The sequence below is a fragment of the Microbacterium murale genome (genome assembly GCF_030815955.1).
In the GTDB taxonomy this organism is placed as follows: Bacteria; Actinomycetota; Actinomycetes; order Actinomycetales; family Microbacteriaceae; genus Microbacterium; species Microbacterium murale_A.
In genome coordinates this window covers 842,961-865,113 of record NZ_JAUSXK010000001.1, presented here as the reverse complement: position 1 = coordinate 865,113, position 22,153 = coordinate 842,961, and the positions used below count along the sequence as shown (strand labels likewise).

At 66.7% G+C, this 22,153-nt stretch carries 23 protein-coding genes; 11 read left to right on the top strand and 12 right to left on the bottom strand.

Translation table 11 applies throughout. From position 1 onward, the window contains the following. Positions 1-8: 8 nt before the first annotated feature. The 4 genes from QFZ46_RS04305 to QFZ46_RS04290 all read left to right on the top strand — a co-directional run bounded on the left by QFZ46_RS04305 (position 9) and on the right by QFZ46_RS04290 (position 4,610). Positions 9-1,538, top strand: coding sequence for an ABC transporter substrate-binding protein (locus tag QFZ46_RS04305; RefSeq protein WP_307358639.1), 1,530 nt, complete (start codon positions 9-11; stop codon positions 1,536-1,538). A gap of 60 nt (positions 1,539-1,598) precedes the next feature. Then, a complete protein-coding gene (locus QFZ46_RS04300) occupies positions 1,599-2,330 on the top strand; it encodes a cysteine hydrolase family protein (protein ID WP_307358638.1) in 732 nt (243 codons plus the stop codon). A 50-nt stretch (positions 2,331-2,380) separates the two neighbouring features. After that, entirely contained in the window at positions 2,381-3,100 is a 720-nt protein-coding gene (locus QFZ46_RS04295; protein WP_307358636.1) for a cysteine hydrolase family protein, read from the top strand. 85 nt (positions 3,101-3,185) lie between these two features. Next, positions 3,186-4,610: an MFS transporter gene (locus QFZ46_RS04290; RefSeq protein WP_307358635.1), complete on the top strand. Its 1,425-nt coding sequence runs from the start codon at positions 3,186-3,188 to the stop codon at positions 4,608-4,610. Between the two features lie 31 nt (positions 4,611-4,641). Here QFZ46_RS04290 and QFZ46_RS04285 read toward each other — a convergent pair whose 3' ends face one another. Genes QFZ46_RS04285 through QFZ46_RS04265 form a run of 5 tightly spaced genes read right to left on the bottom strand, consistent with a single transcriptional unit; the run spans position 4,642 to position 9,370 of the window. Next, positions 4,642-5,856 (bottom strand): kynureninase, encoded by a 1,215-nt coding sequence (locus tag QFZ46_RS04285; protein WP_307358632.1) that lies wholly within the window; start codon positions 5,854-5,856, stop codon positions 4,642-4,644. Position 5,857: 1 nt separating this feature from the next. Beyond that, entirely contained in the window at positions 5,858-6,802 is a 945-nt protein-coding gene (locus QFZ46_RS04280; protein ID WP_307358629.1) for a hydrolase, read from the bottom strand. After that, the gene (locus tag QFZ46_RS04275) at positions 6,799-7,686 is read right to left on the bottom strand and encodes a tryptophan 2,3-dioxygenase (RefSeq protein WP_307358627.1); all 888 of its coding nucleotides are present in this window, start codon (positions 7,684-7,686) and stop codon (positions 6,799-6,801) included. Before QFZ46_RS04275 ends, QFZ46_RS04280 begins: the two co-directional genes overlap by 4 nt. 35 nt (positions 7,687-7,721) lie before the next feature. Continuing rightward, entirely contained in the window at positions 7,722-8,783 is a 1,062-nt protein-coding gene (locus QFZ46_RS04270) for an alpha/beta hydrolase (RefSeq protein WP_307358626.1), read from the bottom strand. 17 nt (positions 8,784-8,800) lie between these two features. Beyond that, a complete protein-coding gene (locus QFZ46_RS04265) occupies positions 8,801-9,370 on the bottom strand; it encodes a TetR/AcrR family transcriptional regulator (RefSeq protein ID WP_307358624.1) in 570 nt (189 codons plus the stop codon). A gap of 116 nt (positions 9,371-9,486) precedes the next feature. Here QFZ46_RS04265 and QFZ46_RS04260 point away from each other — a divergent pair, with 116 nt between their 5' ends. Together QFZ46_RS04260 and QFZ46_RS04255 are read left to right on the top strand one after the other, a co-directional pair. Beyond that, positions 9,487-9,771 (top strand): MBL fold metallo-hydrolase, encoded by a 285-nt coding sequence (locus QFZ46_RS04260; RefSeq protein WP_307358621.1) that lies wholly within the window; start codon positions 9,487-9,489, stop codon positions 9,769-9,771. Beyond that, complete coding sequence (locus tag QFZ46_RS04255; protein WP_307358619.1) at positions 9,768-10,193, top strand: MBL fold metallo-hydrolase; 426 nt, start codon at positions 9,768-9,770, stop codon at positions 10,191-10,193. Before QFZ46_RS04260 ends, QFZ46_RS04255 begins: the two co-directional genes overlap by 4 nt. 136 nt (positions 10,194-10,329) lie before the next feature. Here the strand turns inward: QFZ46_RS04255 and QFZ46_RS04250 are convergent, their stop codons facing one another. The 4 genes from QFZ46_RS04250 to QFZ46_RS04235 all read right to left on the bottom strand — a co-directional run bounded on the left by QFZ46_RS04250 (position 10,330) and on the right by QFZ46_RS04235 (position 14,429). Further along, entirely contained in the window at positions 10,330-10,899 is a 570-nt protein-coding gene (locus QFZ46_RS04250; protein WP_307358617.1) for a cysteine hydrolase family protein, read from the bottom strand. Beyond that, complete coding sequence (locus tag QFZ46_RS04245) at positions 10,896-12,347, bottom strand: purine-cytosine permease family protein (RefSeq protein ID WP_307358615.1); 1,452 nt, start codon at positions 12,345-12,347, stop codon at positions 10,896-10,898. The genes QFZ46_RS04250 and QFZ46_RS04245 overlap by 4 nt, the downstream gene beginning before the upstream one ends. Positions 12,348-12,382: 35 nt before the next feature. Then, on the bottom strand, positions 12,383-13,675 hold the full coding sequence (locus QFZ46_RS04240) for a M18 family aminopeptidase (RefSeq protein WP_307358613.1): 1,293 nt from the start codon (positions 13,673-13,675) through the stop codon (positions 12,383-12,385). 94 nt (positions 13,676-13,769) lie between these two features. Next, complete coding sequence (locus QFZ46_RS04235; RefSeq protein WP_307358611.1) at positions 13,770-14,429, bottom strand: response regulator; 660 nt, start codon at positions 14,427-14,429, stop codon at positions 13,770-13,772. 315 nt (positions 14,430-14,744) lie between these two features. Here QFZ46_RS04235 and QFZ46_RS04230 point away from each other — a divergent pair, with 315 nt between their 5' ends. Beyond that, positions 14,745-15,800: a sensor histidine kinase gene (locus QFZ46_RS04230; RefSeq protein WP_307358610.1), complete on the top strand. Its 1,056-nt coding sequence runs from the start codon at positions 14,745-14,747 to the stop codon at positions 15,798-15,800. A 238-nt stretch (positions 15,801-16,038) separates the two neighbouring features. On the opposite strand, the gene QFZ46_RS04225 is transcribed toward QFZ46_RS04230, so the two are convergent. After that, positions 16,039-16,752: a hypothetical protein gene (locus QFZ46_RS04225; protein ID WP_307358608.1), complete on the bottom strand. Its 714-nt coding sequence runs from the start codon at positions 16,750-16,752 to the stop codon at positions 16,039-16,041. A gap of 204 nt (positions 16,753-16,956) precedes the next feature. On the opposite strand from QFZ46_RS04225, the gene QFZ46_RS04220 reads away from it, so the two are divergent. Genes QFZ46_RS04220 through QFZ46_RS04210 form a run of 3 tightly spaced genes read left to right on the top strand, consistent with a single transcriptional unit; the run spans position 16,957 to position 19,929 of the window. Beyond that, positions 16,957-18,132 carry a TIGR03364 family FAD-dependent oxidoreductase gene (locus QFZ46_RS04220; protein ID WP_307358606.1) on the top strand — a complete coding sequence of 392 codons (1,176 nt, stop codon included), beginning with the start codon at positions 16,957-16,959 and terminating at the stop codon, positions 18,130-18,132. Beyond that, complete coding sequence (locus QFZ46_RS04215) at positions 18,129-18,839, top strand: HAD family hydrolase (RefSeq protein WP_307358603.1); 711 nt, start codon at positions 18,129-18,131, stop codon at positions 18,837-18,839. Before QFZ46_RS04220 ends, QFZ46_RS04215 begins: the two co-directional genes overlap by 4 nt. Before the next feature lies 1 nt (position 18,840). Next, complete coding sequence (locus tag QFZ46_RS04210; RefSeq protein WP_307358601.1) at positions 18,841-19,929, top strand: alcohol dehydrogenase catalytic domain-containing protein; 1,089 nt, start codon at positions 18,841-18,843, stop codon at positions 19,927-19,929. On the opposite strand, the gene QFZ46_RS04205 is transcribed toward QFZ46_RS04210, so the two are convergent. Together QFZ46_RS04205 and QFZ46_RS04200 are read right to left on the bottom strand one after the other, a co-directional pair. Next, positions 19,916-20,665, bottom strand: coding sequence for a YidC/Oxa1 family membrane protein insertase (locus QFZ46_RS04205; protein WP_307358599.1), 750 nt, complete (start codon positions 20,663-20,665; stop codon positions 19,916-19,918). The two genes, QFZ46_RS04210 and QFZ46_RS04205, sit on opposite strands and share 14 nt — an antisense overlap. Positions 20,666-20,730: 65 nt before the next feature. Beyond that, positions 20,731-21,018 (bottom strand): DUF6412 domain-containing protein, encoded by a 288-nt coding sequence (locus QFZ46_RS04200; protein WP_307358596.1) that lies wholly within the window; start codon positions 21,016-21,018, stop codon positions 20,731-20,733. Positions 21,019-21,063: 45 nt separating this feature from the next. On the opposite strand from QFZ46_RS04200, the gene QFZ46_RS04195 reads away from it, so the two are divergent. Then, positions 21,064-22,113: an NAD(P)H-dependent flavin oxidoreductase gene (locus QFZ46_RS04195; RefSeq protein ID WP_307358592.1), complete on the top strand. Its 1,050-nt coding sequence runs from the start codon at positions 21,064-21,066 to the stop codon at positions 22,111-22,113. Positions 22,114-22,153 lie beyond the last annotated feature (40 nt).

Below are 22,153 nucleotides of genomic sequence, written 5' to 3'. Positions count from 1 at the left end.
GGAGCCTCATGTCCCGCACCCGCAACAGATGGGCGTTGGCCGCACTTGCCTCGGCCGTCGCCATCGCCACCCTCACCTCCTGTGCCTCGAACGGCGGCGCACCCTCGAGCAGCGGAGGGGACAAGACCGTCACAGTGGCGATCGCTCAAGATCCGGAGAACCTCAACCCCGTCATCGGAGGCTCTTTCGGAGCACTGAGCCTGGAGTACAACCTCTTCGACCAGCTGGCCGAGATCGACGTCGACGGCAGTGTCATCGAGCGCGCCGCGACTGAATGGTCATCCAACGCGGACTTCACCGTCTGGGACTTCACTCTGCGCGACGACATCCTGTTCCACGATGGCTCTTCGATGACGGCTGCCGACGTCGTGTTCTCCTTCGAGGAGGTCCTCGCCGAACCCGACAGCAATCGCCAGCTGTGGTTGACCGACATGGTGTCGGTGGAAGCGGTTGACGACACGCACGTCCGCTTCACCCTCTCCACTCCCTTCTCTGAATGGCCGCGGCAGACGACGCTCATCTCGATCGTCCCGCAGGCGGTCTATGAGGAGGTCGGCGCCGCCGCATTCAACGAGGCGCCAGTGGGTTCAGGGCCGTTCCGGTTCGAGAGCTGGAAGCGCGGGCAGTCTGTCGTCGTCACGAAGTTCGATGACTACTTCGGCGGAGCCCCGCTGCTCGATTCCGTCGATTTCGTCCCCGTTCCGGCCGACGATGCGCGAGTCACCGGTGTGCAATCCGGCACCGTCGACATCGCAGCCATCCCGACTGCGCAGATCGACGCGGTGAAGAACACGGGCAGCGCGGACGTGGTCAGCGTCCCCAGCCACCAGGTCGTCTATCTCGGCTTCAATACCGAGACCGGCCCTCTTGCCGATGCTGCACTGCGGCGCGCCGTCTCCTACGCCATCGACCGGGACGCGATCGTCGAGACGATCCTCAGCGGCAATGCGCAGGCCAACAGCCAGCTCGTCGCCCCTACCGTCATCGGGTTCTCCGACTCGCTGGAACCACTGGAGTTCGACCAGGAAGCGGCGAAGGCCGCACTCGTCGAGTCCGGCTATGCCGGCGAGGAGATCCCCTTCCAGTACGCCCTGGACGGCGTCATCCCGATGGGCGCCGAGATCGCGCAGGCGATCGCGGGCCAGCTCGACGAAGTGGGCATCAACGTCACATTGGAGGGGACGGACAACGCCAGCTACGACATCGTCAACCGTGAGCACGGGCTTTCCGGGCTCTTCCTCGGTCAGTTCTCCCCATCGATCCTCGATGCCGGACTCCCGCTGAGGTTCCTCTTCTCGGCGGAGGCGACGAACTACTTCGACGACGCGACGATCGAGCAACTCGTCGTGGACCAGAAGGCAGTCGCGGACGATGCGCGGCTCGACGTCATTTCCCAGATCTGGGCGGTGAACCAGGACAACGCGTACGTTGCTCCGCTTTACTCGCCGGATGCCGCATATGGGCTGAACCCCGAGGTGTCATGGGAGCCGCGTCCTGACGGCCTCTTCATCATGAAGGACGCCGACGTCGATCAATGATCTTCGATGGCGACCTCGGTCGCCATCGAACTCCGGAACAACGAACAGAAAGGAGCCAGCATGGCTCGCAAGACCTTCGAAGGATGGCTGGGCGGGGAGTATTCGTCGCCCGTCGACGTCCCGGCATCCGATGTCGCCTTGAGCGTCATCGATATGCAGAACGCGTTCCTCCGTGAGGAGTACTCGCTCGGCATCGCAGAGACCCAAGAACCGTTCGCGGCGGCGCTTCCCGGATCCGTGAAGCTCGTCGAGGCCGCTCGCGCCGCCGGCGTTCCGGTGATCTACACGCGGTACGCCTATCTGCCCGGCAACGAGGATCAGCTTGACCCTGCAGGCCGAGCGGAGGGCACCGCGCTGTCTCCGCGTCTGGTGGCCGGCACCGTGGATATCGAGATCGTCGACGAACTCGCACCGATCGACGGCGAGATCGTGCTCGACAAGTCGCGACCCAGTGCGTTCTACGGCACGAGATTGGAGCCGTATCTGACAGCGCGCGGCATCCGGTCCGTCGTGATCTGCGGGGTGACGACGAACATCTGTGTGGAGACGACGGCACGCGACGCAAGCCAGCGCGGGTACAAGACGTACGTGATCGAGGATGCGGTCGGAGAGGCCGAGCTCAGCAGGCACTGGCATGCGCTCTACACGATCGAGTTCATCTTCGGAACGGTCGCCACCGTCGAAGACGTGCAGCGCTCCTGGGATGTCCCGGTCACCGGAGTGCCCGGATACCCGCTGAAGCGCGGTGCGAACGTCGAGATGCTCGCCTGGCTCGAGGCAGCGGCCTCATGATCAGCATCACCCCCGAAGACAGCACGCCCCTGAGTGAGAGGAAGAGACCTTTGAAGACCTTCGACAGCTGGATGAACGGTGCAGACGGCGAACCGGTGGACGTCGCAGCGAGTGACGTCGCCCTCATCGTGATCGACATGCAGAACGGGTTCATCCGCGAGGAGTACTCGCTCGGTATCGCTCCGACACAGGATCCGTTCGCGATGGCGGTCCCCGGATGCGTCGCGCTGGTCGAGTCGGCACGTGCGGCTGGAGTGCCGGTGATCTATACGCGCGCCACGAACCTCTATGACCACGCCGATGCGCTGCCTCGCCGCGGTCGCGCATTGAAGAAGCCGGCGCCGGCCCGTCGAATGCACGAGAACAGCATGGATGTCCAGATCATCGATGAGCTCGCGCCGCTCGACACCGAGTACATCGTCGACAAGTCCAGGCCCGGCGCGATCTACGGCACGCGGCTTGAGCCGCTGCTGGTGGGCCTCGGTACCCGCAGCGTCGTGATCTGCGGGGTGACGACGAACATCTGCGTCGAGACCACCGCCCGAGAGGCGCACGCCCGCGGTTACGACACGTACGTGGTTGCCGATGCGACAGGCGAGGCAGAGCCCAGCCGCTACTGGCATGCGCTGTACTCGATCGAGTTCCTCTTCGGCACGGTGGCGATGGTCGAAGATGTGCAGCGCTCGTGGGGCACCGAAGTCACCGGAGTACCTGAGTTCCCGCTCCAGCGCGCGAATGTGGGGGCGGCGGCGCTCGCTGCGGCCGTCTGACGTGAGTCTCTTCTCCAAGGGGCCGGGCCGGATATCGGCTCGGCCCCCGACTTCGCCCGCGCTCACGGCGTTGCACAGCCGTCGATTGTGGACCCAGCTCGGCGTGCTGATGCTGGTCCAATTCGTCGGCATGATGAGCGGCACCATCATCGCTACCGCGCTGCCGGCGATCACGAAGGAGATCGACGGCACGACGCTGCACTACACCTGGATGTTCGTCACCACCGCGCTCGCCGCGGCCGTCACGACTCCATTGTGGGGGAGACTCGGCGACATCTTCGATGCCAAGACCGTGCTGCAGTGGTCCCTCGGCTTCTATACGGTGGGCGCACTGCTGTGCGGACTGGCACCGTCCGCCGACCTGCTCATCGCTGCGCGTGTGATCCAGGGGATTGGAATCGGTGGCCACATCGCTCTCACTCAGGCGCTTGCCGCCCGCCTCGTCGTGCCGAGGCTGCGCGCTCAGGTCAACGGGGTGATGGCCGTATCTCAGATCGGCGCAACGGTTTCCGGCCCTCTGGTCGGAGCGCTTCTCGTCGGTGTGCCAGGGATCGGCTGGAGACTGTGCTTCCTCCTTGGTGTCCCGGTGGCAATCATCGCTGCGATCATCGTTCACGCTGTGCTGCCCAATGCGGTGGCGCCGTCCGAAGGCCGAGTAGATCTTCTCGGTGCTGTACTCCTGGTTCTGGGACTGACTGGTCTGCTCGGCTGGATATCGTTCGTCGGCAAGGGCCTGCCGTTTCTGTCTTCGGCGTCGCTTCTCTGGCTCGGCGTCAGCGTCATCGTCCTCGCAGTGGCCGGATGGTGGGAATGGCGGGCGAAGGATGCGATCGTGCCGCTGCGCGCTCTTGCCGGACGAGTGCCGGCCCTCGCCGCTGTCGCAAGCTTGTCGGTCGGCGCATCGATGTTCGGTGGCACGATCTTCGTGACGCAGTATCTTCAACTCGGTCGAGGTCTGGACGCGCTGATCGCTGGAGTTCTTCTCATGCCCATGGCTCTCGCGACCTTCGTCGCGGCTCTCCTCGTCGGTCGACTCAGCACTCGTTCCGGATTGATCCGTCGCTATCTTCTGGCGGGCGTGATCCTCGTGCTCCTTGGCAACGCCGCCCTCGTCCCGCTGACTCCGTCCACGCCATTGTGGTGGGTGGTCGTCGCATCTTCTCTTGTCGGTGCCGGCCTCGGAATGACGGTGACCAACCTCATCCTGATTGCGCAGAATGCCACGAGCGTCCGGGACGTCGGCGCCGTCAGCGGCACGATCATCTTCTGCCGAACGCTCGGGTCCACCGTGGGGCTTGCGCTTTTCGGGGCCATCGTGGCCGGGTATGTTCCGGCCGTCGACAGTGTCGCGACCTCGGCACTGTCCGAGCTCTATTCGCAGGGTGCTTCTCTGGTCTTCCTCGTCGCCACTGGAATCTCGAGCATCGGGTTGGTGGCGGTGGCGCTGCTGCCACCGATCGCTCTGCGCTCAACTGTCGATCTCGCGGAGGCGTCGACCGTCGCGGCATGAACCCTCAGCCCGGCCGGCTGAGTCTCGCGCTTCAGCCGCGCAGCGCGTCGCGCACTGCCAGCACGCCGCTGAGCACTTCCTCGTGCGAGGTGCTCAGCGGCGACAGGCCGAGGCGGATGCCGTCGGGGAAACGGAAGTCCGGGATCACGCCGTCAGCCCAGAGAGCCTTGGTCACCTCGGCGAAGTCGGGATGCCCGATCGTCACGTGCCCGCCGCGCTTCTCGGCGTCCCGCGGACTCAGCAGCCGCACGTCGAGTGGCGCGAGCACCTCATCGAGCGCCTGCACTGCGAAGTCCGTGAGGGTCTTCGACTTCGCACGCACACCGTCGATCGTCGCAGTCTCGATCAGATCGAGCATGCCCTGCATCGCCAGCATTCCGAGCACCGGTGGCGTGCCGCTGATGAACTGCCGGATGCCGTCGGCCGGTGCATACGCGGACGACATGGCGAATACGTCACCCGCCCCCATCCATCCCTGGATCGGCTGGCGCAGCACGCCGTGATGACGTTCATTCACATACGCGAAAGCGGGGGAGCCCGGCCCGCCATTCAGGTACTTGTACGTGCATCCGACCGCGAGGTCGACGCCGCAGGCATCGAGTTCGATCGGGATCACGCCGGCCGAGTGGCACAGGTCCCAGAGCATTAGCGCGCCTGCCTCGTGCACGGCATCCGTGATCGACTTCATGTCCGCAAGCGCTCCCGAGCGGTAGTCGACATGACTGAGCACGACGAGGGCTGTCTGATCCGATACTGCCGCTGCCACATCCTCGACCTGCGCACCGTGGACAGGATCGACGGCGAGCCAGCGCACCGTCAGCCCGCGTTCGGCGGCGATGCCCTCGGCCACGAACCGATCGGTGGGGAAGTTCCCCTCCTCGATGAGGATCTCCGATCGGCTCGGAACGGCTGCGACGGCCGCCCGCATGAGCTTGTACAGCAGCACGGTCGTCGAATCGGCGACGACCGTCTGGCCCGCTGCAGCGCCGATCGCGACCCGTCCGATGCGGTCGCCCAGCTGGGTCGGCAGATCCATCCACTGCTCGTCCCACGACCGGATGAGGCGGGTGCCCCAGTCGTCGCGCACGAACTGCGCAAGCCGGTCGGGGAGCGAGCGCAACGGGCGGCCGAGGGAGTTGCCGTCGAGATATGCGCTGACTCCGGGGGCGTCGACGAACGCCGAGAGGTGCCCAGCGAGCGGGTCAGCGGCGTCGAGGCCCTGGGCTTCGGCGATGAGATCGGTCATGTCAGGCCTCCAGATCGGCGGGAGTGATGCGGCGGGCGCCGGCCGGATCTCCTCGGGGGAGAAGGAGCAGGTCGGCACCGGCGCGCAGCGGGTCGAGCGGCGCGAGCGCTCGTAGAAGCGAGAGCCCCTCGACGCCTGCCTCACGCAGCGCTTCGAGCTCGCTGTCTCGCAGATCGACCGGCGTGGGGCCGTTGCCCATGTCGCTGCCGTAGACCAGGTCGCCGCCGAACGCGACGAACCGCCGCACGTTGTCGACGACGTTCTCGTAGGCCTCGTCCTCGTGGACGGCCATGGTCGAGACCCACGAGACGGATGCCGCCTGCTCCTCGACCTCGTCATCGCTCAGCCGTTCCGTGAAGGGCGAGTGCGCCAGACGCGCGACGCCCAATCGTGCCACTCGCTGCGCCTGCCCGGCGCCCTCGGCGTGCGCGACGACCGGCAGGCCGTGTTCAGCGGCTTCGAGCACGATCGTACGAAGCAGCGCATCGTCGAGCACCGGACCGGCGTCGCTGTTCCCGACGACTTTGATCCAACTGACCCCGGCATCGGCCAGTGACCCGATCACGGCAGCGGCGTCGACGGCATCCCGCACCTCTCGCACCGCGCCCTCCGGTGCCCATTCTCGGTCGGACGGATACCCGCCGACGGCGGTGAGGAACGGGCCGGCGTACTCGACCTCGACTGCTCCTGAGAGCGCGATCTTCCTGATGGCGTCGACGTTCGCGCCGAGGTCGATGACCCGCCCCAGCCGGCTTGCGACGAGGCCGCGCGCATCGACCAGTTGCAGGTGCACGTGATGGTCGGTGAACGCACCCGTGACGATGCCGTCCAGGCGCGCAGCGTCATCGGAAGCCGATCCACGCACGAGCCGGACTCCCGCGGCATCCGCGGTCAGCGTGCCCTCCCGCAGGCGGCCTTCGGCGAAGAACGTGACCGCCCGCATCACGCCCCGATCTCGGTGCGCACCGTATAGAGCTCGGGGAAGAAGGTCAGCTCCAGCGCCCGCTGCAGGAATCCGACGCCGCTGGATCCGCCAGTGCCCGGCTTCATCCCGATCGTGCGCGTGACGGTCTTCAGGTGCCGGAAACGCCAGAACTGGAAGTTGTCCTCGAGATCGACGAGGTCCTCGCACGCCTCGTAGAGATCCCAGTGCGTCTGCGGATTCTCGTAGATCTCGCGGATCGCCGGCACGAGCGAAGGATGCGGACGGTACGGTTCGCGCACATCGCGCTCGAGGATCTCGGTCGGGATCGGCAGTCCGCGCCGGGAGGCGAAACGCAGGAACTCGTCGTACAGCGTCGGTCGCTCGAACTCGGTCTTCAGCAGTGCGAGGTTCGTCGGGTGATCGCGGAAGACCTGCAGCATCCGCTCGTTCTTGTTGCCGAGCGCGAACTCCACCGCTCGGTACTGCACCGACTGGAACCCGGACGAGTTGCCCAGAGCGCCACGGAACTGCGCGTACTCGGTCGGGGTGAGGGTCGCCAGCACCGACCACTGTTGCGTCATGACGTCCTGGATGCGCTTGACGCGCGCCACCCGCTTCAGTGCCTCGCGCAAGTCGTCGCTGGCCAGCAGGGTACGGGCAGAGCTGAGCTCGTGCAGCAGCTGCTTCAGCCAGAGCTCTGTGGTCTGGTGCTGGATGATGAACAGCATCTCGTCGTGGTGCTCAGGGCTGCTGACGGGATGCTGCGCGTTCAGCAGCTCGTCCAGTCCGAGGTACGACCCGTACGTCATCCGCCCGGTCAGGTCGGTGACGATCGTGTCCTCCAGGGGACGCTCGTTCCCGGTGGGATCGGTGGTGCCGGCCGTGTCCGTCGAGTCTGTGCCCATGATCCCTGAGGATATCCCGAACGATCGTTCAGGCGTCAGGGCTGGGTAGTGTGCGCGTCGAGGAAGTCGATCGTCTTCTGCAGGGCCGTCTGCGCATCCGGCATGTCGAGGTGGAACTGATACTCATGCGGAAGCTGCGGTTCGTGCGGTGCCGGCCAGAACTGCGTCGTCACGTCGACCCCGAGTTCGGTCAGCCGGTCGGCCATCGGGATCGACTGCAGCCAGGTGAGTCCGTCGCCGTTGCCGCCGGAGATGTACGTGGTCGGGAAGTCCTCGGTCACCCAGTTCACGGTCGACATCGTCGCGCCCGACGAGTCCTCCGCCCAGGTCTTGGTGCCGGCATACGCCCACATCGACGACTTCAGACCCCAGCCGACGATGCCGTCGAGCGCGGCGAGTGCCGCGAGGTCGTAGACGCCGCAGTTCAACACGGTGGCGACGACCTGATCTGCATCGAGCGCCGGTTTGATGTCCATGATCTCGGCGTAGTCGGTGCTGGTGATGAGTGTCGCCATCTGGCTGGCCAGCTGTCCACCCGCCGAGTCACCCGCGAGCACGATCTGCGTGGGGTCGACGCCCAGATCGGCTGCGTGCTCGTCGATGTAGCCGAGTGCGTCGTTGATCTGGTGCACGGCCTTCGGGTAGAAGCCCTCCGGCCCCAGCGTGTAGTTCAGGGCGATGGTCGTGTATCCCTCGGCGGCGAGGATCCGCATGTAGGGGTCGACGTTCTCCTTCGACCCTGAGACCCAGGCTCCGCCGTGGATCCACACGATCGTGGGCAGGGGGCCGGTGGCGGATGCCGGTGTGAAGACGTCCATCGTCGTGTCGACGCCCTCATCGGCGTATGCGACGTCGAGCGTCTCGGTGAGCTTCGTGTCGGGGACGTGCTTGTCCATCTCGGCGGCGGTCGCGTCCCCGCCCTGCGTGAAGACGGCGCGGATCACCATGGCCGAGGGCCACGGCGTGATCGCTCCCACTATCGCCACCACGATCGCTATCGCGATGATGATGAGGAGCGTGACTCGAGTCTTGAACCAGCGACGATGCGCCTTCTTCGGGCGGTCGTCGCTGTCGTCCTCGTGCGTGATCGTGGTCATGGATTCCCCTCCACGGATCAGTGTGGCAGAACGTCGGACGCCAGGCTTCGCACGATGCGGTTCAATCCGTAGTCGAATGCCCGGTCGACGTCCCCGCCGAGGCGGAACGCTCCGGCCAACTCCATCTGCAGGAAGCCGGTCATCCATGCTGTGACGAGGCGCGCGGCATCCAGTGCGTCGTCGTCACCGACCATCGCACCGCTCGCGCGGATGACGGGACCGGCCGCGCGGTCGAGAGACGCCAGAGGAGCGGATGCCGTGAACATGAGGCGGAACCCTTCGGGATGAGCATGAGCGAAGGTTCGGTATGTCGTGGCCAGGCCGGTCAGCGGATCGCCGATCCGTTCGCCTTCAGCCGTCTCGCGCTCCACTTCTTCCAGCTCGACCGCCAGGTCGTGGACGATCGACTCGGTGACGGCGGCGAGCAGCGCATCCCTGTCCCGCACCCGCTTGTACAGCGAGGGCGCGCGCACTCCGACGCGATCGGCGACGGCCTGCATCGTCAGGCCGGATGCTCCAGTCGACTCGAGGATCTCGCGCCCCGCGTCGATGATGGCGGCAGTCGACGTACGGTCTGGTGTGGGCATGGCGCTCTCTCCGGTTGTGAATCGCTGAGTCGCGAGTTTGAGGCTATTGACATTAGCCATGATAGCTACGTAACATAGCCATCGCAACATCAGCCCACACCGATCGGTAGGACATCATGAAGCTCGCACCGCACCTGCACCGCCTCGGCAACGACATCGTCGCCTCATATCTCGTCGATGCGCCGGAGGGCGTCACGCTGATCGACGCGGGGATGCCTGGGCACTGGCGTGACCTGCAGGAGGAGATGACGAGCCTTGGCCGACCGCTCTCCGACATCAAGGGGCTGATCCTCACGCACGGTGACAGCGACCACATCGGCTTCGCCGAGCGTCTGCGCAGTGAGTACGGCGTCCCCGTCTACGTGCATGCCGCTGACGCCGAGCGTGCCCGCACGGGGTGAAGCCGAAGACGCCGATGGGGCCGTCGAGATTCGGACCGATGCTGGGCTTCTTCGCCTACGGCATCCGCAAGAAGGCGCTGCGCCCGATCTACGTCAAGGAGGTGCAGGAGATTACCGACGGCGACGTGCTCGATCTGCCGGGCGCCCCGGTGATCATCGGAATGCCGGGGCACTCGCCCGGCAGCATCGCGGTGCACATTCCTCTCGTGGATGCCGTGTTCGTGGGTGACGCACTCACGACCCGGCATGTGCTGACCGGACGCGACGGTGCCCAGCCGGCTCCGTTCACGGACGATCCCGAGGGCGCAGACGGCTCCCTCGACCGGCTCGCCGGCGTATCGGCATCCTGGGTTCTGCCCGGTCACGGCGCCCCGTGGCACGGCTCGCCGTCCGACATCGCCGCCGCCGTCCGTGCCACATGACGTGAGGCTCGACCGCGACAGCTCGGGGCCCGATTCACGGATGTCGGCCGGATCGGGCGGATCTGTCCGACATCCGTGCAGACGGCCCCCGAAGTGTCGTGCCGCCGGACGCGAACTCGCGCCCCGGCGAGCACCCTCACAACCCGGCGAGCACCTCGGCCGTCGTCGACAGCGTGATCTGCGGGGGATACAGGCCCATCACCTGGAAGGCCGCGGCGTGATTCTCGGCTGTCGACCCCGCGCAGGCGTCGGCGGCGACGGTGAGGCGGGCGCCGGCATCAGCTGCGGCCAAGGCCGTCGAGATGACGCAGCAGTCGGTCGAGACGCCGGCGAGCACGATGGATGCACCGCGGCCGATGATCTGCTCGATCTCAGGTCCCCACTTCCCGAAAGTGGGCAGGTCGAGCGTGGGCAGCGACGAGAGGGAGGCCGCCTCGGGAACCAGGTCGAAGAGCGGATCGGTCGGCGATCGATCGGCGAACGGCCATGCGGCGAAGTAGTCGCCCCATGATGTGGAGCGGTCGGCCGTCGGCATCCATCTCGTGACGAGCACTCGGTCGCCGAAAGCAGCCGCCAGTGCGCGGATGCGCGGCATCGCCTCTGCGAAGAACGGCGAGCCCCAGGCGGAATCGGGTGACGCGAAGATGTTCTGCGGATCGATGACGACGAGCCAGGGGTTTGTCCCCGAGCCGGCGGAGGGGCTCACACCTGCTCCTGCCGACGGATCTTCTCCGCCCGCGCGAAGTACGTGACCAGGAACGACAGCACCAGGGCGAAGAACACGCCGAGGTTCGCATACGCCCAGTCGCCTTCGCGACCGCCGATGAGGAACAGCAGGTAGCCCTGCCAGTTGTTCCATGGAGCGTCGGCCGCGAAGTTGTTGACGACCAGACCCCATCCGATCACGCTGGTGACGACCATGGTGATGATCGACGTCCAGTCCCAGGCGCCGTAGCGGCCCTTCGAATCGAACAGTGCCTCTTCGTCGTAGTCCTTCTTGCGCCGCAGGATGTCGGCGATGAGGATGCCGGCCCACGAGGCGAGGGGCACGCCGAGCGTGATGAGGAAGCTCTGGAACGGCCCGAGGAAGTCGGTCGCGAAGAAGACGACGTAGATCGTGCCGATCGTGAGGATGACACCGTCGATCGCCGCCGCTGATGGGCGGGGGATGCGGATGCCGAGGCTCAGCAGCGTGAGTCCGGACGAGTAGATGCCGAGCACGGCGCCCGAGACCAGTGCGAGCACCGCGGTGAGCAGGAACGGAACGAGCACCCAGATCGGCAGGATCGTCGCGAGGGCCCCCACCGGGTCGGCGGCGATCGCGTTCAGCAGATCCTCGTTCGAGGCGCCGAGCAGCAGACCGAAGATCACGAGGATCACCGGTGCGACCGAGCCGCCGATCGTGTTCCAGAAGACGATCGCGCCGTCGGACGCGGTGCGCTTCTGATAGCGCGACCAGTCGGCGGCGATGTTGATCCACCCGAGGCCGAACCCTGTCATGACCATGACCAGCGCACCGATGAGCTGGCCGAGGCTGCCGTCGGGGCGGGCGAGCACAGCGCCGAAGTCGATGTGCGAGAACGCGAGGATCACGTAGAGCACTGTCACGACGCCGGTGATCCAGGTGAGCACGGACTGCATCTTCATGATCGTGTGATAGCCGAGAACGGATGCCGCGACGATGAGCGCGGCGACGATCACCGTCGCGATGACCCGCAGGGCGACGCTCTCGCCGTCACCTCCCAGCTGCGTGATCACAGTGGCTGTCGCGAGCACCGCCAAGATCGCCAGGAAGGTCTCCCACCCGATCGAGGTCAGCCACGAGATGATGCCCGGTACCTTCTGGCCCTGCACGCCGAAGGCTGCGCGCGAGAGCACCATCGTCGGTGCGGAGCCGCGTTTACCGGCGATCGCGATCAGGCCGCACAGCAGGAACGACACCACGATGCCGATGACCGACACGATCGTCGCCTGCCAGAACGAGATTCCGAAGCCGAGCACGAACGACCCGTACGACATCCCGAACACCGACACGTTCGCCGCGAACCACGGCCAGAACAGGTCGCGCGGCTTCGCGGTGCGCTCGGATTCGGGGATGATCTCGATGCCGGCGCGCTCGATCAGTCCCGGCGACGCTGCGATCTTCTCTGACATGCCCCCATATTGGCACCGCGCCGGTGCCAGTGGGGTCAGGCGGCGAAGAACGTCTCGGCCACGCGCGCGAGCGAGTGGAGGTCGGCGACGCCGGCGAGCTCTCGGGCCGAGTGCATCGACAGGATCGGGATGCCGACATCGACCGTGCGGATGCCGAGGCGAGTGGCCGTGATCGGTCCGATCGTCGAGCCGCACGGCACCGCGTTGTTGGAGACGAACTCCTGCGAAGCGATCCCTGCGCTCTCGCACCAGCCTGCCCAGGCGGCCGCGCCGATGGCATCCGTCGCATAGCGCTGGTTGGCGTTGATCTTCAGGATCGGTCCCGACCCGAGCAGCGGCTGCACGACGGGATCGTGCTTGTGCGCGTAGTTCGGGTGCACAGAGTGCCCGACATCGCTGGAGAGGTGCCAGGATGCCGCGAACGCACGACGCTGGTCGGTGTCGTCGGCGCCGAGCCCGGTGTACACCCGCGCCAGGACGTCTTCCAGGAAGGGACCGGCGGCGCCCGAGCGCGAGGCTGAGCCGAGCTCCTCATGATCGAAAGCGGCGAGAACGGCGATGCCGCGTTGCCCGGATGCGCCCTCAGCAGCGAGTGCCGAGAGTGCCACGACACCGGCGTGCACCGACGCCAGGTCATCCAGCCGTCCGCTCGCGAAGAACGCGTCGTCCTTGCCGAAGACCGCGCCGCGCGCCGAGTCGGCGACGACCGCGTCGAATCCGCGGATGTCGGCGGCGTTCACACCTGCCGATGCGGCGAGCTCGCCCAGCAGATCCTCCTCGGTCGGGTCGCCGAGGCCCCACACCGGCTGCGTCTCGCTCTGTTTGTCCAGTGCCAGGCCGTTGTTGACGCCGCGGTCGAGGTGCACGGCGAGCTGCGGCAGCCGGAGCAGAGGTCCGGTGTCGGCCAGCACGACGCGGCCGTCGGCGAGGGCGAGGCGTCCGGCGAGTCGGAGCTCGCGGTCGAGCCAGGAGTTCAGCAGCGGTCCGCCGTACACCTCGACGCCGGCCTGCAGCCATCCGCGGGATCCGGTGGTCGGCCGCGGCTTGAGCTTGAAGCCGGGGGAGTCGGTGTGCGCACCGAAGATCTGCGCCGGCGTCGTGGGCGCGGCATCCGCCGGCACGATCCAGCCGATCGCCGCGCCGTCACGCACCACGACGAAGCGGCCGCCGGCCTGCGTCGGCCACGCCTCGGTCTCGTCCAGTCGCTCGAACCCGACCGCTTCCAGGCGCCGTGCGACCTCTTCGGCGGCGTGGTAGCTCGAGGGAGAGGCGGCGACGAAGTCGGCGAGATCCTCGGCATGGTTCAGAGCGTGCGAGGTGACGGGCATGGGGGCCTTTCTGCTTGCGTGGCCATTCGATCGTAGACGGGCGAGATCGATCATGGACGCGGGAGAACGTTCCCCGAGGCATGCCTGGAGAGCTTCAGCGGAAGTCGACCAGCCCGGCGCGCGCGGCCGCGACGATGATCTGCACGCGGTCGCGGATCTGCCATTTGGACATGATGCTGCCCAGATGCGCCTTCACCGTGCCCTCGGAGACGATGAGCGCACGCGCGATCTCGGCGTTCGACATGCCCTCGGCGAGACGGTGCATAACCTCCGTCTCACGCTCGGTGAGAGCCGCGAGCGGGCCTGTCCTCCCGGCTCCCGTGGATTCGGTTGCGCGAACGTGCGCGATGAGCATCGATGCGATCCTCGGTGAGAGTGAGCTGGCGCCCTTGTGAACTTCTCGCACGCCGGCGACGATGCTCTCGGCGCTGGAGTCCTTGAGCATGTACCCAGAGGCGCCGGCGCTCAGCATCGGAAGCACCGTGTCGCTGCCTTCGAGCGTCGTCACAGCGAGGACACGGACATCCGGCCAGCGCTCGGCGATGGCCGCGGTCGCTTCGATCCCGTTCATCTCCGGCATCTGCACGTCCATCATGATGACGTCCGGAATGTCCCGCTCCACGAAGGCAATCGCCTCGAGCCCGGATTCGGCTTCACCGATGACCTGGATCTCTGCGTCACGCGACACGAAGTGCGACAGCGCTGAGCGGACCAGGGGATCGTCATCGACGATGAGAACGCGGATTTCCGGCATGGGAGAAGCTTAACGGGCGAGTGGTCCGCCGTGACGAGCCTAGACCTTTGGCCAAAAAAGGCTGTCCGCGAGTCAGATGCGGAGCGGCGCGTTCATCGAGAAGCTGAAGTCATACACCCGACATAAGACGCTGATTAGGTGGTGAACACTATGACTTTCTGGCAAATGATGGCAAAGGCGTTCGGTCTCTAAGGCTAACGCATCTGGCAAATAGGAGATACTGACACTATGGCTTTCGGTCGGTGGCTCCCGAGCGGCCGAAGCTTTGCTCGGCTGACACGAGGCGGGGCGCTGAGCACTCTCGAGCGTGTCGTCATGCTCGTGGTAATCGGCGGCGTCATTGCGGTCGACGTCGCCGGCATTGTCTTCTCCTATGGTCCGGGCCTCTTCCAGTCTCTCCTCAGCATCGCGACCACGATCGTGTTCGCGCTGTACCTCTGGTCACCCTGGGTGGCCACAGCCTCGCTCGGAATCGTGTTCGCGCTGTCGTTCATCGCGGGAACGGAATCCGAGTCGATCTTCGCCGCTGCTGTGGCGGTCGGACTCGTCATGCGGTTGGGCCGAACCGCGCTCATCTTCTCCTACATCGGCGCCTTCCTGGTGGCCACAGCGATCGTCGCATACGGCGATAGCGACGTCCCGGTCAACGTCGGCGCTTACCTGATCATCGCGGCAGCGGCGGGAGCAGTCGGCTTCGCTCTCCGTATCGCCCTGGACAAGGGCCGCCGGCTGGAGCAGGAACTCGCGGAGCAAGCCGAACACGAGCGTGAAGCCGTGCTCGCCGAACGGCGGTGGATCGCCGGTGAACTGCATGACAGCATCGCGCATCACCTCACGATCGTCGCGCTGCATGTGCAGATGCTGGATGACGCCGAGCGTAGCCGTGGCGCGCAGGAGGCGATCCGGATCGCTGCGAAAAGAGCGATGACCGATCTGCGGTTCGTCATCGATCTCGCCGACGACGGGCCGCGCTCGTCCGCTGTGCACTCGGGCGACCTTGCGGCCGCCATCGATGAGGCGCGAGGCGAGATCGAGGCGGCAGGTCATCGGGTGCGCTCTGAAGGCGATCCGTACGACGAGCGCATTCACCGCGCGGGTGAGATCATTCTTGCCCGCATCATGCGCGAGTCGGCGACGAACATCTTGAAGCATGCGGGTCCAGGAGAGGTGAGCATTCGTCTGGATGTCGATGATGAATCGCTGACGCTGGGCATCCACAGCCCGCTCCCCGAGACAGCCCGCAGGGATCTCCCATCCAGCCGCACCGGCGTGAACAGGATGGCTGAGCGCGTCCTCGGTGCGAGCGGTCAGTTCAGCGCCGGCGCCGTGGACGGCCAATGGCGAGTATCGGCGTCGTTGCCGATCAATTGACTACCGACAACGGGCGTTATCGTTCCTGACTCTGGACGAACGTCCAATACACACTCGACGTATGGCTGTTCTGGTCAGCGGAGGGTGGAGGTAAATTGTTGGTCACAACCCATTATTGGCGTCCCCAGCGCCAGGGTTGAAGAGCGTCCCCAGCGCTCGACCGCGAGCGCGACCTGGTGTTAGAACGTGTCGCGCTCGCGGTCGGAGGACTCACTGGTGCTCCCGGGAAGCGGCGAGATCAGTTCTTGATCTCCAGCACCCTGTACTTGCCCCTGCCGTCCGGTGCGGGGGGAACGACGACCGCGAACTCGCTCGAGCCCCGCACCGTGGCGACCGTGATCGCCGCCGGAAGCTCAGGAGACAGCGTCGCCGCACTGAGGCCGGTCAGTGCGCCGGCTCTCGTCACAGCCGCGATCGCCTTCTTCAGGGACTTCTTGTCGAGCGAGGCCACCCACGCCGAATACTGCTGGACCGTCGCGTCGAACGTCTCATCCGGCATGCTCGGGTGCGAGATGAACACGACCTCGACCTGCGCCCGGCCGTTCTGCGCCTTCATTCCGGTGAAGCGCTGGCGGCCCACCCATCCGCGGGACTGGAAGTCGGCGAACAACGACGCGCCGTTCTTGCTGCGGGTGCTGAAGTGCACGATGAGCAGGATGATGCCGAGCGGGATCAGGATGATCGGCGCGTACACGTAGAGGAAACGCCAGATCTCGGCACGTCCGGAGCTGCTGCCGGTGAACTCGATCACGTCGGCAGTGAGGAAGTAGCGCTCGATCAGCCGCCAGTTCCAGTCGCTGGCCGAGCCCAACTGGAACGTGTTCATTACGAGGCAGAACGCGCTGGCCACCAGGCTGATGATGCCGAGCACGAGCGTCGAACTGGTGGATTTCACGGCCTTGGCGAATCCGGGCGGTGTGGACAGCTGCTGCTGGATGGTCGCGATACTCATAGCGGGATCATAGCGAGCGCCGAGCGCGGTCCCTGACCTGTCTGCAGTGCTCTGCCGCAGAGCGGGCGCCGAGGAGCGCGTTCCGCTCGCGTTCATGCGGGCGAAGAGCCGGTAAACGAGAGGCAAACACTTCCGGGTACGGCGGGGGACGCGCCCTGCCGGATGACACAGTTGAGTACGCTCCCCACATTTTGAAAGGCCATCATGACGCGTCATTCCGTGGCCTCGAAGGCCGTCGACCTCGTCGTCGTCGGCTCGGGCATCATCGGTCTCGGTGCCGCGTACGCCGGAATCCGCCGGGGTCTGAGTGTGATCGTCGTGGATCGCACGGACGCGCCGGTCGGCGCGACGATCCGCAACTTCGGACACCTCTGCATCGGAGCGCAGGCTGGACCTGCTCGCGAGTTCGCGGACGCCTCGCGCGACATCTGGCTGCGCCTCGCCAGGGATGCCGGGTTCTGGCTGCGAGAATCCGGCACGCTGATCGCCGCAGGCCAGGCGGACGAACTCGCGGTGCTGGAACGGGCGGTGCTGGAGCAGGACTCCGGGAGTGCCGACACCGACATCCGGATGCTGGATGCCGATGAGCTGTTGAGCCGAGCGCCACTTCGTCGCGACGCAGTGCTCGGTGGCGCGCTCATCACGCCCGACCTGCAGACGAACCCTCGTGAGGCCGCCGGGGCGATCGTCCGTCACCTCGTGTCCCTCGGCGTCGAGTTCCGGTTCCGCACGGCGGTGACCGCCGTGGCACCCGGTCGTGTGCAGACCACACGCGGCGTGCTGGATGCGGGTCTCGTCGTCGTCGCGACCGGACACGACATCGACCAGCTGCTGCCAGACCTCGCCGAGAGAGTCGGTGTCGTCCGCTGTGCGCTGGACATGATGCGCGTGACGGCTCCTCTGCCGCGCACACTCGACGCCCCACTGCTCACCAGCTGGTCACTGCTGCGGTACGGCCGGTTCGACACCTTCGCCGAGACCACGGCATTGCGCGAACGGATGCACGCCGAGCGGCCGGATCTCGCCGCGCTCGACCTGAACCAGATGTACACGCAGCTGCCCGACGGCTCGCTGATCATGGGCGATTCGCACGTCAAGGCGATTCAGCCAGGACCGTTCCAACCGGAGGCGGCCTTCGACGCTTTCCTCGATGAGGCATCGAGGCTGTTCGAGGCCGATCGATTCCGAGTTCTGGAGCGCTGGCAGGGCGTCTACGCGTCCGGGCCATCCGAGTTCCTCATCGAGGAGCCGGAACCCGGACTGCACGTGCTCGCCGCGACGACGGGGATCGGCATGACGACGGGGCTGGGGCTCGCAGAGCGCACTCTTCACAACGCATTCGATCGGGCATCGCTGCCCGTACAGGGAGGAACCCCATGACCGCCATCGAACTCGTCGTCCTCGACATGGCAGGAACGACAGTCCTAGACGACGGCGTCGTCGAACAGGCCTTCCAGCGCGCCGCTGAGCGGACCGGTGTCGCCGAGCGGATGCCGTGGGACGAGGCGCTGCAGTACGTCCGCGACACCATGGGAATGTCGAAGATCGATGTCTTCACCCACCTGTCCGGCGGCGACGTCGTCGCGGCTGCGGCCGCGACCGCCGCATTCGAAGGCGCCTGCTCGGAGATCGTCTCCGAGCAGGGCGTGGCGGAGATCCCCGGTGCGGCCGAGGCGATCGCGCATATGCGCGACGCCGGTCTGAAGGTCGCCCTGACGACGGGTTTCGCGCCGGTCACGCGCGATGCGCTGCTCGACGGACTCGGCTGGCGCGGTCTCGTCGACGTCGCCCTGTCGCCGGTGGATGCCGGCCGCGGGCGTCCGGCGCCGGACCTGGTGCTCACTGCACTGCTGCGCACCGGAACCACCGCTGTCTCAGCCGTGGCCGTCGTCGGTGACACCAGCAGCGATGTGCAGTCCGGACGACGTGCCGGCGCGGGTTTCGTGGCCGGTGTGCTCAGCGGGGCGCACGACCGAGCGACCCTGGTGGATGCCGGCGCGGATGCGGTGCTCGATGACGTCACCGGGCTGATGCCGACTCTCCACGAGCGAGCCCTTCTCGGCACCGCTCTCGCACGGAGCTCCTGACATGCGCACCCTTCTGCCGCACGACGAACGGCAGGACGTGACGTTGAGACCCGCCGCGACCGCGAAGGTCTGGCTCGGCGTCGGGCAGGAGCATGAAACGGTCGCTGTGCCGGGAGTGGGGCTCGGCCACGGCGACGTGCTGATCGCGATCGAACTGTCGACCATATGCGGCTCCGACGTGCACACGGTGCAGGGACACCGGCAGGTGCCGACGCCCCTCGTGCTCGGTCACGAGAGCGTCGGTCGGGTGATCGCGATCGGGGAGGGCGGCACGACTGCGGCTGATGGCGCTCCGCTGCGCATCGGTGACCGGGTCGTGTGGTCGGTGACGGTGTCGTGCGGCACGTGCGATCGCTGTACAGCGGGACTGACCCAGAAATGCCGCACGCTCGCGAAGTACGGTCACGAGCGGATCGGCCCTCGGTGGGAGCTGACCGGTGGCTTCGCGAGCCACGTGCACCTGCGCGCGGGAACCACGATCGTTCGGGTGCCGGAGGCTCTTCCGGCAGCGGTGCTGGCGCCGGCATCGTGCGCCACCGCCACAGCGTGGGCGGCAGTGGTCCGTGGGGTGGGCGGACGCAGCCTCGAGGGCAAGCGAGTGCTCGTGTACGGTGCGGGACTCGTCGGGATCTCGGCGGTGGCGATCGCCGCGGACGAAGGAGCAGAGGTCACCGTCGTCGACCCCTCGCCGTCTCGACGGGCGTTCGCCGAGAGGTTCGGGGGAACCGCGGCGGCTGCGGCGTCCGGTCCGTCGGATCTGGTGATCGAAGCGTCAGGTCATGCTGTCGCCGACGCGATCGCAGCGGCAGACATCGGAGGCACCGTCGTGCTGGTGGGCAGTGTCTTTCCGGCGGAGCCGGTGCCGTTCGACGCGGAGAGCGCGGTGCGGCGGATGCTCACTGTGACCGGCGTGCACAACTACACCGGCGCCGATCTCGCGGCCGCGGTCGGCTTCCTCGCGGGGCGCGGGCGCGCCTATCCGTTCGCTGACGTGGTCGGCGCCGTGCATCCGTTGGATGAGGTGGATGCGGCGCTCGCTGCGGCGGAGGCACCGGGTGCACCGCTGCGCGTCGCCCTCAGCCCGCGGTGACAGGCAGCGGATATCGTCGGCGCAGGATCACGCGCTGCGCGAGCGTCCACGCCACCGTGACTGTGAGGTAGAGGCCGGCCGCCAGCGGTACGAACACTGCGAAGACCGCGGTCAGATAGTGCAGCGCGTTCATCATGCGCAGCATCCCAGGCGAAGAGAGCGGGGAGTCGTCGACGGCAACGGGCCGGAACACTCGGCGGGTGATCTCGGCGACGACGATCATGATGACGATCAGTCCGACGTACACGGCGAGCGTGGGCAGCGAGAACGGCCCCGTGGTGAGCATGCTCACCAGGCTCGTACCGAGTGAGGCACCGAACAGGTCGTGCGTCAGCAGGTCGTTCTCGTGTCCCGCGATGTCGGTGCGCAGGAACAGTGTGTAGAGGATGCCGATCACAGGTGCCTGGATCAGCACGGGAAGACAACCGGCGAAGGGCGAGGTGTTCTCGTCCTTGTAGAGCTGCATGGTCTCGCGCTGCAGGCGCTCCGGGTTCTTCTTGTGCCGCTTCTGGAGCGCGCGCAGTTTCGGCGCGAGCCGGGCGCGGGTCTGCTCTGCCTTCGCCTGGGAGACGCCGACGGGGATGAGCAATGCGCGGATGACGAGTGTGACGAGGATGATGGCCGCCGCGGCGGCCGCGCTGCCGGTGAGTGGCGCGAGAAGATCGGCGAGGCCGGTGAGGACGCCGTAGGCGGCGTCGAGGATCGCCGCGATGGGCGGAAAGGCATAGATGTCCAAAAGAGGTCCGTTCAGAGTGTGCGGGAAGGTCGGCGATGTGCCGCGCTCCCGTCACGAACTGACGGTCACACGGCGCGCACGACTCCAGGTGCCCTGGAACGGGTGTGGCCTGCGGCATCCGGATCGCTCTGCGAGAGCAGAACGGATCGGCCGATGGCGCGCAGCGGGTGCGGAGATGACCCTTGACCTGCGTGGAGCACGCCGAGAGTGATCGCGACGACGAGCGTCGCGACGGCGAGCAGGGCGACGGCGAGGCTCAGTGCCGCGAGATCCAGCGACGCGAGGTCGGGCATGGCTGAGAGCCCGAGCACGGACAGCACGAGCTGCACGAGCTGCTCGATCCGGTCCGCCATGTCATCGAGGGTATCAGCGGGCCGTTGAGGCGTAGCCTCGAAAGCATGAGCGACCTGCGTGAACTCCTCGGCATCCGGCAGCCGATCCTTCTCGGGCCTTTCGGCGGGCTGTCATCGATTGCACTGACCGCCGCGGTGAGTGACGCGGGCGGTCTCGGCGGCTACGGACTCTACGGATACGGCGGCGAGCGGATCCGGTCCACCGCGGCGGCGCTTCGCGCGACGACGGATCAGCCGTTCGCGCTCAATATCTGGCTGCCCACCGGTGACGAGGTCGAACCCGGTCCGCAGCACACCGTGTTCGCGCAGGCTCTGGAGCCGTTCTACGAGGCTGTCGGCGTCGACGTTCCTGCACGGCCGGAGCAGTATCTGCCGTCGCTCGATGATCAGCTCGACGCGATCTGGGATGCTGCGCCCGCAGTGCTCAGCGTCGTCTTCGGGGTGCCATCGTCCGAAGTCGTCGAGGAGGCGCATCGCCGTGGCATCCACGTCGTCGGCACTGCGACGACCGTCGAGGAAGCCGTCGCGCTGGAAGCCGGCGGAGTCGATGCGATCATCGCGTCCGGTTCGGAAGCCGCCGGCCACCGCGTCTCGTTCCTCCGGTCGGCCGAGCAGTCGCTGGTCGGCACATTCGCACTCGTGCCGCAGGTGGTGGATACGGTCTCGGTGCCGGTGATCGCTGCCGGCGGCATCGCCGATCGACGGGGGGTCGCGGCGGCCTTCGCCCTTGGTGCATCAGGGGTGCAGGTCGGCACGGCGTTCCTCGCGACGAGGCAGTCAGCGGCGACCGATGCGCATCGGACGGCGATCCACGAAACAGCGGCCGATGAGAGCGTGCTGACGCGAGCGATGAGCGGGCGGCTCGCCCGCGGTGCTCGCAACCGCGCTGTGCGGGCGATCGAGGCGAGCGGCACGATCGCGCCGTTCCCGATGCAGAACTGGCTCACCGGAAAGTTCCGAGCCGCGGCGGGGGAGCAGAACCTCGGCGAGTTGCAGTCCCTGTGGCTGGGCCAGGCGGCCCCTCTCGCACGGTTCGATGATGCAGTCGAGGTGTTCGAAGAGTTGAGTGCAGGGCTGCCTGACACGCTCGTCTAGGCTGGATGACCGCGGCTGTCCGGTCGTACCATCCGATCCG

Coding starts and splice junctions, on each gene's coding strand:
- QFZ46_RS04305 (WP_307358639.1), top strand. CDS start 9: ATGTCCCGCACCCGCAACAGATGGGCGTTGGCCGCACTTGCCTCGGCC.
- QFZ46_RS04300 (WP_307358638.1), top strand. CDS start 1,599: ATGGCTCGCAAGACCTTCGAAGGATGGCTGGGCGGGGAGTATTCGTCG.
- QFZ46_RS04285 (WP_307358632.1), bottom strand. CDS start 5,856: ATGACCGATCTCATCGCCGAAGCCCAGGGCCTCGACGCCGCTGACCCG.
- QFZ46_RS04275 (WP_307358627.1), bottom strand. CDS start 7,686: ATGGGCACAGACTCGACGGACACGGCCGGCACCACCGATCCCACCGGG.
- QFZ46_RS04270 (WP_307358626.1), bottom strand. CDS start 8,783: ATGACCACGATCACGCACGAGGACGACAGCGACGACCGCCCGAAGAAG.
- QFZ46_RS04265 (WP_307358624.1), bottom strand. CDS start 9,370: ATGCCCACACCAGACCGTACGTCGACTGCCGCCATCATCGACGCGGGG.
- QFZ46_RS04260 (WP_307358621.1), top strand. CDS start 9,487: ATGAAGCTCGCACCGCACCTGCACCGCCTCGGCAACGACATCGTCGCC.
- QFZ46_RS04245 (WP_307358615.1), bottom strand. CDS start 12,347: ATGTCAGAGAAGATCGCAGCGTCGCCGGGACTGATCGAGCGCGCCGGC.
- QFZ46_RS04240 (WP_307358613.1), bottom strand. CDS start 13,675: ATGCCCGTCACCTCGCACGCTCTGAACCATGCCGAGGATCTCGCCGAC.
- QFZ46_RS04235 (WP_307358611.1), bottom strand. CDS start 14,429: ATGCCGGAAATCCGCGTTCTCATCGTCGATGACGATCCCCTGGTCCGC.
- QFZ46_RS04230 (WP_307358610.1), top strand. CDS start 14,745: ATGCTCGTGGTAATCGGCGGCGTCATTGCGGTCGACGTCGCCGGCATT.
- QFZ46_RS04225 (WP_307358608.1), bottom strand. CDS start 16,752: ATGAGTATCGCGACCATCCAGCAGCAGCTGTCCACACCGCCCGGATTC.
- QFZ46_RS04220 (WP_307358606.1), top strand. CDS start 16,957: ATGACGCGTCATTCCGTGGCCTCGAAGGCCGTCGACCTCGTCGTCGTC.
- QFZ46_RS04215 (WP_307358603.1), top strand. CDS start 18,129: ATGACCGCCATCGAACTCGTCGTCCTCGACATGGCAGGAACGACAGTC.
- QFZ46_RS04210 (WP_307358601.1), top strand. CDS start 18,841: ATGCGCACCCTTCTGCCGCACGACGAACGGCAGGACGTGACGTTGAGA.
- QFZ46_RS04200 (WP_307358596.1), bottom strand. CDS start 21,018: ATGGCGGACCGGATCGAGCAGCTCGTGCAGCTCGTGCTGTCCGTGCTC.
- QFZ46_RS04195 (WP_307358592.1), top strand. CDS start 21,064: ATGAGCGACCTGCGTGAACTCCTCGGCATCCGGCAGCCGATCCTTCTC.